This window comes from Lactonifactor sp. BIOML-A5 (assembly GCF_009677585.1).
Classification (GTDB): domain Bacteria; phylum Bacillota; class Clostridia; order Lachnospirales; family Lachnospiraceae; genus Lactonifactor.
This window is the reverse complement of record NZ_WKYV01000029.1, coordinates 41,595-54,455: the sequence shown is the minus strand read 5'-3', so window position 1 is coordinate 54,455 and position 12,861 is coordinate 41,595. Positions and strand designations below refer to the sequence as shown.

The window sequence follows — 12,861 nt, the reverse complement described above, 5'->3', positions numbered from 1 at the left end:
ATTAACAAGTTCAATACCCTATAGCCTGCATAGTTTCATTTATGGTGGTGCCAAGTGTGCGGGCATGGGGGTTTAGTCTAATATATTCTCCTTGTTGGGCGACTACCCCCTCCGACAACAGTGCATGCATTACGTCTCTGTCTATATCGTCTTTATGAATACCCAACAAAAATTTTTTAGCTCTTTCGAATACAATTTTCTCAACTGTTTCAATAACTTTGCCACTGAGTACTCTATATATTGGGGACTTTTTCTCCAAACATATTATATTTCTCCAAATGTATTCTCTTAAAGTATTTTCATCCCTGATATCATCAATATCTATTGAATTACTAATAATCAAATTTATATAAAAAGGCGATTTTAATAAATCCACATATGAATTCATCTTATACATTTTATGTATAAGCGGATATTTCTTCATAATCAAAGCAAGTTCATTTTCTGTTATATCTCCAACTTCATAAATTTTTATTGAGAAATTTGTTTCTAGTTTTATAAAAGCATTTTTATCACTTGTTCTACATGAAGTTACTATATACACATATTGATACTTCGTCGCCATATCATATAAATACTGTAATAATTCAAATTTTGTTTTTGCACAGTCCGCAATAAACTCAAGGGCATCAATAAAGAAGATTAGTTTCTTTCCATTAAGACACTCTAAAACATCTTGGATACAACAATCCCAAATGTTATCGATATGACTTTCTTCCACGAATCTTTCGGCACGAGCATATAAAACCAATTCTTGATTTTCAACATATTTTTTACATAAAACCGATTTACCGCTACCAGCACCACCTTGTATTGAAATATATCGCTCATTGTCTTTTATTATAGTTTTAAGAAATTCATTTCTATCGATTTCATATTCTCCGTTAATTAATCCCTCTATAGCTCTTAATCCTGAAGCACTAAGTTCCAATGCACCTTTAAACTCTCTGATATTAATATTAAAGTTGTCAAACTCATCTTTTAACACCTTATATAGTTTTTTCTGAAAATTAAGGTCATTTTGCGCTTTAGTTATAATATCGTTTGTAGTAATCAAATTATCTTTAATAGTAAATGAGATACTCCCAATTTGATTATCACCACTATATTCTTTTATCTTATCAATACTATTATTACTCAGTACAAAAAACACGATATTCTTTAAAGCTGAATATTTTTTATCTTTTGAATCCCTTATTTTTTCCAATGTGCTTTTTATTTTTGTTGGTACATCTTGAGCAGTACTTACTTGTACTAAAAGTTCTCTATTTTCTGATATTAAATCTACATATGGATACGTTGCTCTCTCAGTATTCAAATTACTAAACTTTTGTCCAAACCAAACAATACACACCTCAACAGCAAATAACTCAAACATTTTAGCAGCATCAAATAATCCGTTTTTATTTGCCATTTTAATTTTTTCTTCATATGATGTCATATATTCAGTTATTAAATCCATTCTTTCGTTTGAGTGCAACATATCTTTAATGCTCCTAATCTATTATCCTCTTTTGACATTTACTGAATTTTTTGTATTATCATATCCAACTAATATTTCTAATACCCAAATCTATTTCATTTGCCTATTTAACTCTTCTTTGTCTCCGCTTCTAATTTGAGCAAATTATTTAAACCTACTGCCCCCAAAGTCTGCAACTGTTGTACCGCCAACTGCCGAAGCAATTCCATTCTCTCCTTTTGTTTCTTTCCTTGATTAATCAAAACGGCATTATAACTTTCCAAATTTGCAAGCACTAGCAATTGATTCAGCGTTGCCATGTCCCGCATATTTCCTTTCACCGTTGGATTTTCATCTTTCCATTGCTTCGCTGTCTTTCCAAACAAGACAACGTTCAACATATCTGCTTCATTAGCATAAGTATAAGCCACCTGTGCAGGCGTTAATTCTGGCGGAATCAAATTGTCCTTAATCGCATCCGTATGTATCCTGTAATTCAATTTAGAAATTTCTCTATTCAAATTCCAGCTCAAAGATAATCGACTATTCTCATCGGTCTTTAATCTCCTGTAGTCTTTCATAATATACAATTGAAATTCAGGTGAAATCCAAGTTGCAAAAGACATAGCAATATCACTATGAGCATATGTTCCACCATAACGTCCTGCTTTTGAAACAATACCAATTGCATCTGTAGCATCTATCCACTTCTTTGGCGACATTGTAAATGCGTTTGCTCCGGCCTGCTTTCTAAACCCCTCGAATTCGAGGGGTTTAAAATCTGGATTATGAAGCCTTTCCCATAATCCCAGAAATTCTATCACATCTCGATTTCTCATCCAATTTTGAATAACCGCTGTTGGGTCATCACTTTTATACCTTGCAATATCTGTTAATGAAATAAATTCATTTTCAAAATCCTGCGTATAAATTCCGATATTTATCCCATTAGCATGAATTGTTTCTTTAATTACCTTTACCATTGTACCCCCCTCAACTATACCCAGTATTTTCTTATTGTTACTGACACATTATTTAAAATCCTTTACTTCTTTACTTTCACCTTCCCCAATATGCTTCAATATGGAATTTAACGCAACCCGGATAAACATATAAATATTTTCTGCATACCATTTTATACAATTCCAGTATTTTTTCATCGCACGCAAAATCCAGTAAATAATCAAGCAAATGTGATAGTTCATTTTCTGATACTGTTCTACTGCACAAATCATCAACCAAGGGCAAATAAATCTCATAGGCATTTTGATGTATTTAAACTATTGGTTCTGTAATCTGAAATATATTTTCATCCATCAAATCACTCCAAAATATTTAAGTGTATCTGTTATTGCTTCTATCTGTTCTTTTGGTGGACATTTTCTCGGTTGCTTCAATTCCTCTGTCGCATTAGGAGCATCATACAGGGGCAAACCTAAAGGCCTCCTTACCTCCGCAATATAAGCAGTATGTACCTTAAATCCATATTTCTTTTCAACATATTCCTGTATCATTTTATATGTGATTTTCGGCTTTGGCTAATATTTCTTTGCACGCTCTGCAATCGCGTCTAAAGGTACTTTCCCTTCACCTTCTCCAAATTCAATCTTTACGTTGATATGACTGTCTGGTGATTTGTGGGACAAAAGTACAATGGTCTCCGTATGCGGTGAAAGTTACTTCTTATACTAAATAGCAAAACCGGAGTCTTTTGCCGAATTGTTTATATTCGCTTAGGGGGGGATAATCTTTACCCCTCTTACAAACTACTCGTCCACACTCTCTGATGGAAATGCCCATTTGATAGCTGTAATTAACCAAAACAAGTAAACTACCATCAAACAATTATTCTTTCTAAATACTTTACTATCACTGAGTCCGTGTGCAATTTTATTTCGTAGATTTTTCCCTAACTGCTCTACCATCACAAACTCTATCATAAATAACAAATTCTCGTCCAAAGATTCTCGAACAAAATCCTGTCTCAAAAAATCATTGAAATTCTGCTCATGTTGAAGTCCATTATTTTTTAATGAAGTGGTTGGAAATCCACCCCATTCAAAGAACGTTCTAAAATAACTTTCAAATTGTGGTACAAGTACATGTAATGCGGATACATAGTCATCTTCAAAGAACCGATTTATTCCCACAGCAATAACTTCTTTTTGCGTTTCATCCATATACTCTGTCTCACAAATTCTATCAATAACCATCTGAGCAGTAAGCCCCATATCAATCATTTTGCTCCAAATGAAACTTACAACCGTAGAAAACATAACTTCCAATTCAATTCCATAATTTTGGAATGTAAGATGCTTTACAACATCATCGTCATCCTGCGTTGAGAATACCTTTCTGTTGCCTTCGATATGACCGAAATCCACTAATTTATATAAGGGATTTTTAGCTTGTTCAGTCGCTTGAAGCACAATCTTTTCTTTATTTATAATGAAATCACTGCTGTGACTTACTGTTGCAAAAGTGTCCTCAATACTTTCCTTAAAAAAGTCTTTTGTTTCCTTTTCCAATTGCTCCAAAGGAACACTTTGAGTTGTAGAAATAGTTTTGAATTCTCCAGAACTTCCAGCATCCTTAAAAGCATTTTTAATTTTCACTTTAAGATGATATACTTTTTCTCGCTCCCCAATATTGGCGTAATGTTTCGCAGCCAATTGATAAAACTCTGCTTTTACTAAATTGGAGTTTCCCTCTTTATCTGCATCTAACTCATACGATTCCCCTATTTTTAATAACACCGCATCAATTTCATCCTGTCTTTTTAAGATTTTCAGCCACTCCATATAATTCGGACAACAATTTCTATAAAGCGTATAATCGCCTCTCTGAAAATAATAATCCGACATTTCTTCGATTATATTAACAAATTTTTCTTGCGTCTCAGCCTTAATAAAATCATTTTTGTTTTTCGCAATATTTCCTGCTACTATTCTTGATATCGACAATAAATAGAGATAGTCTTCTTGTGAATAATCCCTTGAAATCAATTCATCAACTACACCATCCAATTTCTGAATAATATCTTTGTTAGAAAAAGACAAACCCAATTCAAACAATCGGGAAAAACTTACTATACATTCATGCCCCAATATCACATTCTTTAAATGTTCACATAATAACTGGCATATTTGCATTGCATATTTATATTTTTGATTCTTCTCGCAATATTGGAAACAATAATTCGCATATCTTATCTTAGCCGGAACGTTTGTAATCATTTCAAACCTATGCTTATAAAAATCTAAACGTTCTGCCTCAAAGTTGTCAATATCTGGAATTTTTAACCCTTTAGTATATACCGCTTGTGGAAATAAAAACTGTTGCTCTTCATCTCTTTGTTCTAGTGGAATTTCACAACATATAAATAATTGTCCTTCCCATGTTATTAAACGCTTTTTTTCTTCATCTATATCGTCCGTTATAAGTTCTGACAATTCTTTTTGAATTTTATCTAACGATTTATTTATATCATCGAAAATTTCTGTTCCTGCAATAAATTCATCATATTCTCTATACATCATATTTCCTCTTTTTCATGAAATAATCCTAAAATCCTCAAACAACTCATAGTAACTAAGCACTAATATTTTACCACAGACATCTCATTTTTACTATTTGAAAAAGAGCAAGAAAAAAAGCCGATCAGGAATCGCAACTCCCAATCGGCATCTTTTCTTACTCCTCTTCATTTTTACATTCAATCTCCGTTCCATCCAGAAACACTACCAATAATGTTCCATCCTCAAAGACCTTGATGTGGTCCAGCGTTTTCAGCATAAAATCCGTATCCATCTCCGCCAACGGCTCTGCTCCATCGGTGTATTCTATGAACTTCTCTGCCCGATAGCCCTCCAAGAGGTTCTCGCTTTGCAATTGTTCCGTCCACTGCTCCATGAAATCCGCTCGGTTTTCCACCAACGCATTCCAAGCCATCAGATATGCCTTTATCAGTGTTTCTTCCTCTACATGGCGGTTGGCACAACCCATGACTCCTTTGACCTTGTACCGTTCACTGCACTGCCATACCTTACGGTCAACTCCCGTGCTACTCCGCCAGCCTTTCCGTGCAAATACCTTATTGCAGTCTCCGCAAATTATCTTGGATGCAAATGGATTGCTTTCCGGCCGGTGGGAATAGGAGTTTGTCCCATGCTCCTCCAGGTACTTTTTCCTGCGTTTTATTTCAAGCTGTACACATTCCCAAATCCGCTTTGAAATGATGGCATCGTGGTCACCCTCCACATAAAACATCTGAATCTCCCCTTTGTTCTGTGTACGTTTCTTGGTAAGGAAATCCACCGTGTAGCTTTTCTGCAGCAAGGCATCACCTTTGTATTTTTCATTTTCTAACATACTCATTAAGGTTGTAGCCTGCCACTTCGTACCGCCATCCCAATTCTGTACGCCTTCTTTTTCAAAAATACGCTTGATGTAGTCCGTTGTTTTTCCGTCCAGAAATTCATGAAACAACCGCACCACAATCGGTTCCTGCCGCCTGTTGATTATCAACTTGCCATTCTCGTCCGTGTCGTAGCCAAGGAAACGCTTTGTACTCATTTTGTGCTTTCCTGTTTCAAACCTTCTGCGGATTCCCCATGTGCAGTTCTCTGAAATGGATCGGCTCTCGTCCTGTGCTAGTGAGGAAAGAATGGTAAGCAGCACTTCTCCCTTTGCATCGAGGGTATTGATATTTTCCTTTTCAAAAATAATCCCTATCCCCAAATCTTTCAACTCTCGCACATAATTCAAACAGTCCAGCGTATTTCTTGCAAATCGGGAAATGGACTTGGTAATTATCATGTCTATTTTTCCCGCCCTGCAATCAGCAATCATGCGGTTGAATTCATCCCTCTTTTTGGTATTGGTTCCCGAAATCCCTTCATCCGCATAGGTCCCTGCATATTCATAGAGAGGATTCTCACTAATGTAATTCGTGTAATAATTGACCTGATTCTCATAGCTTAATAACTGTTCTTCTTGGTCGGTTGACACTCGGCAGTACGCTGCCATCTTCAATTTCTGCACTGCCTGTGCTGTTCCTGATTCCGCAGTCGAAATCTGCTTTGCTGGTATAACAGTAATGCTTCTTGCCATTTTTAACCACCTCCTCAATCACTGTCTGTTCCATAATGTTCAAGCCCTGCAATTCGGCATCATCAATCCTTATCCCTTTACATGCCTTGACTCCCTTTTCAATGTAGGTGCTGCAGAGCCATTGGATTTTCTTCTTGTAAACTTGTCTGCGCCGGAGCGTTTTTCCGCAGTAAGGGCAAATCAGCATTCCGCTTAAGGGATAGCGGTTCTGGAACTTCATTGTGCTGTCCTGCCCGATATTCCTGTCACGCTTCCGCTGTTCCCGGACTTCCTGCACCTTTTCCCATACCTCTGGCGATACGATTGGCTCGTGATTTTCCGAAATGTAATAACTCTGCACTTCCCCGTTGTTTTTCCTTGTATGGTTTCTTTTGTTTTCAGGTGTGTAATACTTCTGCAGATGGAAATCCCCTTTGTATTTTTCATTGCAAAGCATCCCGTTGATGGTCCCGCTCTCCCATGTGGTTCCCGTTACCGTTTTTACACCTAGGTAATCAAGCAGCTGTCCAATCCTTGACGAGCCGACATTCATCAGATAAAGGTCGAAAGTCAGACTGACAATTTCCGCTTCCTTTCGGTTCACAATCAAATCTCCATATTCGTTTTTGTCATAACCGAGGAAGCGAGATGTGGTAATCATCACTTCCCCTCTCTCAAACTTCTTCCGAATGGACCATTTATTGTTTTCACTCATGCTTCTGCTTTCTTCCTGTGCAAAAGAAGCGAGGACAGCAAGCATCATCTCACCGTCCCCTGACAGAGTGTTAATGTTCTGTTCTTCAAAAAAAATACCGACACCCAGTTCTTTCAGTTCCCTTGCAAACTTTAGAACGGTGACGGTATTTCTTGCAAACCTCGATATGGATTTTGTAACAATTAAATCAATCTCTCCTGCCCTTGCCTTCTCCATCATTCTCTGGAACTGTGGGCGGTTCTCACAATAGCCGGATATGCCCTGATCAGCAAATACTCCGATAAATTCATATTCCGGATTTCCGGTAATCAGTCTCTCATAGGTTTCCATTTGGTTTTCAAGAGAGTCTTCCTGTCTTCTGCTGTCTGTGGAAACTCTGGCATAAGCACATACCCTTTTCTTTTGTAAGACCGAAGCTGGTCGTTTGTTAATCACTTTTATTCGCACGTTACATCACTTCCTTCAAAAAACCTTTTCTGAAACTCCTGAATCCTCCGAAAAATGGCTTGTGCATCCTCTACCTTGTCAAGGCATACCACATCCACATTTTTCTTACTGCAAATCAGAATGAACTCCATAAACTGTTCCCAGTCACGGGCAATCGTGGAAGCCTTCATAGTAACCACCACATCAATTTTCCCTGCTGTAATCTCTGCTTTCAGTCGGATGAATTCTTTTCTGTCTGGGTCGGCTCCTGATGCCTCTTCAAAAAATATCTGCAAATCCCATTTCTGATTCCCGTACTTTTCTTCCAAACGTTTCATTACATCCGCCAGATACTTTTCGTAATCTCTGTCACGATGATTCACTCGGCAATAAAAAGCTACTCTGTTTATCGTTCCTGCAATCACCATATAAATAAGTACTCCTTTCGTTTTGGATAGTATATAAATCACTCTAAAACCCTATAAAGTCAAGCAACTCTGCTGTTTCCACCCTACTTATTTTCACCCTGTCCAAACTTGTCCTCTGGAAAAAAATCAGCCAGACAAGAGTTTAAAACTCCCATCTGGCTTCATTGTTAATTAACATCTTGTTACATAATCAAGAGCAATCCATCCTGCTTTGCTTTTCAGTTTTCCCCATCCTTTGGTAGAACCCTGTCCGATTTTTTCTTCCACAATCGTGAACGTACCCTTTCCAGTGTACTTTCCGGTCTTGGCATAATTCGTACCCGGGCCTTTGCGGATGTTCAAGTCATCAATTGCGACACGCACTTTGTATGGTTTGAAGTCCTTATTGGATTCGAGTTGCTTCCTATAAGAAACATATTTCTTATTCGTTGTGATATAGCCACCGGATTTAAGGCGATACCACTCACCATCAGCACTAATGCCTGTGACCGTATAAACACCGCCGTATACTACCTGTGACACATTATCCCCCATCACTGGAGTCTTTCTCACATTCAAACCATCGGAGCCTTTGTAAATGACTTCCACATATCCGCTCATATCCTTAACGGCCTGAGTGGTATCTGCAGAGATAGATGTTCCTATAATCTTATTCAATATAGTAAGGATTTTTTCACCGTACCCTGCTCCGGCTGCCCAACCGATGCCTTTTGGATTTTCCTGTATGCCAAGCCACTCCACATACGGTGCAGAACCTCTTGTTACATATTTAAAACGTGAATCGATATTCTCATTCTTCAGAGCATCTGTAGAAGCATAGGCTTTCAGATGCTGAATCTGACAACGGATACCAAGCTGTGGTGTATCAAAAGACAATCCCTTCATGCCATTCTGGGTGACGCCCATTCCGGCAAAGTTGTTCTGATCCAAAGTCACCGCAGACTGCGAGAAACCAAAGTTTCCGGTTTCCAGACAGGACTGTGCAAAAGCGATGTCACCACGTACCCCTTCTTCATTTCCTTCTGAAAGATAGAATGGAATCATATCAATCACAGACTGTTCTACGTTTGCATTGACCTTTTTGATATATTCCTGCATCTGCTTTGCGGTTGCTACGGCAATTCCCATGATAGCTGTTTTCCCGGTATCAGAAGATGATGTTCCTTCCATCGCAGCTTTCACATCTTTGCGGAAACCATCCATTGTGTAAGAAAGACCCAGACCATTCCAGAGATGTTCCGGGTCTCCGTGGTTAGAAGCAATCCCTCTTTTGTATCCTTCCCTATGGCTTAAAATTACGCCATCCGCAGTCGGGTTCAGATTATGCTTTTTACAAAGCATCGCAAACAACTCAACCGCTGACTGATAGGTTCTTTTTACAACTGCTTTGGCTGTAGCCTTATCGGAGCAGGTAAAAGAGGAACCGCCCGTATATTTGATGCAAGCTGGCTCACACATTTCAACCCCGATGTGGGTATTATTTCCGCTACCCTTACTTCCAGAAGCACAATGCCAGCCACGATAATTCCAAGGAAGCGTCTGATAGACTGTTCCATCATTGCCATCAATAAACGCATGAACACAAGCGTTATCATAACTAGCACTGTTCCATGAATTAAGAAAGACCGATGCCTTTGGCTGTGGACACCCCACAGAATGAAGCATCAGTCCTTTTACTGTAATCTTCTTCCCGGCTTTATAGCACGGATTCTTTGTCAAAATTGATTCAACTAATTTCATTTGCTACCTTCCTTTCCGCTAAAAGAAACAGACACCTCTCGGTGCCTGCTATTTTTTGCTGTCCTTTTCATCCTTTAACTGCTGCAATACGGATTTCAACTGTTCCGGTACCGGAAGTCCAATCATTGCTACATTCTCTAAGATAGAAATCCCCTCATTCGATAAGTAGAAAAAGATGACTGCGGTACGGAGGACACTGCCATTCTGGATAATATGCGTATCAATGATGTGACCGATTGCTACCAGACAAAAGATTAAAATCTTTTTGAAAATGCCCCGGAAGCCAACCTCACTGGACAATTTCTTTTCTAGAACTGCTACCATGACACCTGTCAGATAATCCACAATGACAAATACCATCAGTGCATAGAGAAACCCGTCAAATCCCCCTAAAAACCAACCAACAAATCCTCCCATTGCTGCCCATGCGTAATGAATAATCTCTGTAAAAACCTTCATGTTAAATGTCCTCTCTTTCATTTTGATATAATTTAAGCCGTGCGTTTCCACATATAGCAGACGATGTACGGCTGTAAATTTGTGTGTGATCCACCACCTCCAGTATTTGCATTTGAACCTTTGGCGGTGACCGTGTGTGAATGTGCGCCTGCACTGGTTGTTGCTTTATTTGATAGTGCGGTGTAGCCAGAAGAAGCATCCACCACAACCCTGCTGCTACTGGAACCAGACCATGTCGTTTTCTGTAAGTTCAAGTTATGGGTATGTGCTCCTGTACTATTTGTGGTTGCAGAACTACCCGTAAATGTATGGGTATGAGCAGGTATCTGCGATGTGGTTAGTGTTACTGTAGATGCACCGCCTGTCTTTTCCACTGTAGAGAAATTGGTGTCGGAAGTATTGATACCGACCGGAACTCGTCCGCTTCCCCATGCCACCCATGTTCCACCAAAATAAGTAGAAGGGTTGGTGGAATTAACACTCATATAAATGCTTCCAACTGGATACACCGTAGCAGCCAGACTCTGAATATAATCTTTCAAAAGTTTTCCATACACTTTTACATCCCAATCTTCGGAAACTTCAAACAAGTTATCGGTTTCTGCTACCTTCCCGACCGCTACCCCTTTACCGCCAGCCTTAAAGTCCATGACTACTGCTGCGGTTGAAACAATATCCTGTATGGACACCAAGGTGAATGCATCGGCCAACGTATACTTGATATCGTAGGAAGTTTCCGTAGAAATCGCTCCACCGCCAAATACTACCGCCGTTCCCGAAGAAAAAGCGACCCCTGCAGAAGTCCAGGATGTCGCTGATGATTGTTTATATTGAATCGAACCTGTTACTGTATTTTTACTGCTGCAGGTCGAATAAGAAAAAGAAACTAAACCTCTTACATAGGTTCCCTCATCATCCACCGTACCACCACTTGTACATCGTTGGCTCAAGTAACTTGTAAAACTTGGCGGTGAATAAGCCTGTACCGTAATCGAAACAGTCGCAGCAGAAGAAACCCTTCCTCGTGAATCAGTCACGGTTGCTGTAAAGGTTATCGTACCGGATGAATTTAAAAATCCGGTTGTAAAGCTGGAAGAGGTACTTGTAAATCCCCCACCAGAAATCGAATAGGAAGAAATGGTTGAACCATAACTTCCGGCTGCCCCATTGATGGTGAGCGTCACCTTCGATTTTGTTTGTACATAAATGCCCCACGAACTTGGAACATCTCCGTCCACTCTCGTTGCTGTCAGACTGGTAATGGTCGGTTTCACTGAGGACGGAACAGTAAGAGTAAGCGTACAAGTCTTACTTCCGATTTTGGTACTGCCGTTATAGGTTGCACAGGTGATCGTGCAGGTTCCTGTCAGAGCATTCGGTATCTGGTTTGCCAAATCAAGTGATGGTGTCCAAGATACTGACGTGGACGTTGTCTTTGTAGCAATCGTTCCTGTCGCACTACCAAAGACATAGGTGAGTGTATGCGTAAAGGAGGAAGATGCTCTGGTAATTGTAATCGTGCTGGCAGAACCCATATTTACGCTAGTTGCAGATACACTCGATGCTCTTGGAATAGTATCCAAGGTTACTGTAGCACTTGCAGAAATGGAATCGTAATACGTTCCACCTAATGTTGCCTGTATATAAAAAACGGAACTGATCGCAATGCTCTTACTACCATCACTATCATGCGTAACAGTCTGAGTGAGTGATCCCAATAAATGTGTCCCGGTACTGCTGATAGACGGTGAAGTATACGTCTGTTTCGTTCCGGCAATCATTGTATAGTTCGTGGAACGACTGCTGATGCTCAAACTCCAGTCATTCACCAGATACATCTTTGCCGTGATGGTACTAGTATTGGCAGACACATTCTGTGACTGTGACCAGTCAACACGAAGGACATAGTGTCCATCTCTGATGGAACCAGAAAAACTACCACTTGATGCCATGCACTCTCACCTCCTCCTTATGCTGTAGGGTCACGCCATTTAATAGACAAGTTTCCCGACGTTCTTGGCAGAAAGTCAAACCACCCTCTGCTTTCATTGCCGAGAGACAGCTTATTTCTGATTTCAGCATTGGTGATTACCAATATCTGATTGGAAATATACGCAATCCTCTGTCCGTTTTCCTTAAAAGCCAGTTCCTCATTGGAAAGCTCTGCCGTGAAGGCATTTCCTACTTTTCCAAGTTCAATAAGTGCACCTTTGAAACGGATATACTCCTCTAAAAGCGTCTGATTTTCAGATACATTTTCTTTGATTTCATTTGTAATCGCAGTAAAATCCATACGGATTTCGGAACTGTTCTGCGTGATACTCGTCTGGAAATCTTGCTGAATCAGTTCCATCTCCGATTTAGATACATACTCTTCTCGCACAGAAGATGTGATCTGCTCCGAAGTTTTTGTGATTTCGGAATAACACTCTTTCACATTCACCTTCAGAGCTTCTAAATCTTCGACTGCCTGCTCATAATCCTCAAAGCTCTGGAAGCTCGCTTGACAAGAGGTGATAATTGCCATTTCTACCACCTCC

General features: G+C 39.4%; 10 protein-coding genes. All 10 read right to left on the bottom strand.

Translation table 11 applies throughout. From position 1 onward, the window contains the following. Positions 1-10 precede the first annotated feature (10 nt). Positions 11-1,483, bottom strand: a complete 1,473-nt coding sequence (locus tag GKG41_RS18985) for an SMEK domain-containing protein (protein ID WP_154261422.1) — start codon at positions 1,481-1,483, stop codon at positions 11-13. Between the two features lie 107 nt (positions 1,484-1,590). Further along, entirely contained in the window at positions 1,591-2,445 is an 855-nt protein-coding gene (locus GKG41_RS18980) for a KilA-N domain-containing protein (RefSeq protein WP_154261421.1), read from the bottom strand. Between the two features lie 783 nt (positions 2,446-3,228). Continuing rightward, positions 3,229-5,001, bottom strand: a complete 1,773-nt coding sequence (locus GKG41_RS18970; RefSeq protein WP_154261420.1) for a DUF4209 domain-containing protein — start codon at positions 4,999-5,001, stop codon at positions 3,229-3,231. Between the two features lie 154 nt (positions 5,002-5,155). Continuing rightward, positions 5,156-6,490, bottom strand: coding sequence for a recombinase family protein (locus GKG41_RS18965; protein ID WP_154261426.1), 1,335 nt, complete (start codon positions 6,488-6,490; stop codon positions 5,156-5,158). Beyond that, positions 6,435-7,715, bottom strand: a complete 1,281-nt coding sequence (locus GKG41_RS18960) for a recombinase family protein (RefSeq protein ID WP_347563351.1) — start codon at positions 7,713-7,715, stop codon at positions 6,435-6,437. Before GKG41_RS18960 ends, GKG41_RS18965 begins: the two co-directional genes overlap by 56 nt. Further along, positions 7,706-8,122, bottom strand: a complete 417-nt coding sequence (locus tag GKG41_RS18955) for a recombinase family protein (RefSeq protein WP_154261419.1) — start codon at positions 8,120-8,122, stop codon at positions 7,706-7,708. The genes GKG41_RS18960 and GKG41_RS18955 overlap by 10 nt, the downstream gene beginning before the upstream one ends. A gap of 171 nt (positions 8,123-8,293) precedes the next feature. Then, positions 8,294-9,862 (bottom strand): N-acetylmuramoyl-L-alanine amidase, encoded by a 1,569-nt coding sequence (locus GKG41_RS18950; RefSeq protein ID WP_154261418.1) that lies wholly within the window; start codon positions 9,860-9,862, stop codon positions 8,294-8,296. Positions 9,863-9,910: 48 nt separating this feature from the next. Beyond that, positions 9,911-10,321 (bottom strand): phage holin family protein, encoded by a 411-nt coding sequence (locus tag GKG41_RS18945; protein WP_154261417.1) that lies wholly within the window; start codon positions 10,319-10,321, stop codon positions 9,911-9,913. 32 nt (positions 10,322-10,353) lie between these two features. Continuing rightward, entirely contained in the window at positions 10,354-12,273 is a 1,920-nt protein-coding gene (locus GKG41_RS18940) for a DUF859 family phage minor structural protein (protein WP_154261416.1), read from the bottom strand. A 17-nt stretch (positions 12,274-12,290) separates the two neighbouring features. Next, a complete protein-coding gene (locus GKG41_RS18935) occupies positions 12,291-12,848 on the bottom strand; it encodes a hypothetical protein (RefSeq protein ID WP_154261415.1) in 558 nt (185 codons plus the stop codon). Positions 12,849-12,861 lie beyond the last annotated feature (13 nt).

What these genes read in the sequence shown, in the direction of transcription:
- GKG41_RS18985 (WP_154261422.1), bottom strand. Translation starts at nt 1,483, where the DNA reads ATGTTGCACTCAAACGAAAGAATGGATTTAATAACTGAATATATGACA.
- GKG41_RS18980 (WP_154261421.1), bottom strand. Translation starts at nt 2,445, where the DNA reads ATGGTAAAGGTAATTAAAGAAACAATTCATGCTAATGGGATAAATATC.
- GKG41_RS18970 (WP_154261420.1), bottom strand. Translation starts at nt 5,001, where the DNA reads ATGATGTATAGAGAATATGATGAATTTATTGCAGGAACAGAAATTTTC.
- GKG41_RS18965 (WP_154261426.1), bottom strand. Translation starts at nt 6,490, where the DNA reads ATGGCAGCGTACTGCCGAGTGTCAACCGACCAAGAAGAACAGTTATTA.
- GKG41_RS18955 (WP_154261419.1), bottom strand. Translation starts at nt 8,122, where the DNA reads ATGGTGATTGCAGGAACGATAAACAGAGTAGCTTTTTATTGCCGAGTG.
- GKG41_RS18950 (WP_154261418.1), bottom strand. Translation starts at nt 9,862, where the DNA reads ATGAAATTAGTTGAATCAATTTTGACAAAGAATCCGTGCTATAAAGCC.
- GKG41_RS18945 (WP_154261417.1), bottom strand. Translation starts at nt 10,321, where the DNA reads ATGAAGGTTTTTACAGAGATTATTCATTACGCATGGGCAGCAATGGGA.
- GKG41_RS18940 (WP_154261416.1), bottom strand. Translation starts at nt 12,273, where the DNA reads ATGGCATCAAGTGGTAGTTTTTCTGGTTCCATCAGAGATGGACACTAT.
- GKG41_RS18935 (WP_154261415.1), bottom strand. Translation starts at nt 12,848, where the DNA reads ATGGCAATTATCACCTCTTGTCAAGCGAGCTTCCAGAGCTTTGAGGAT.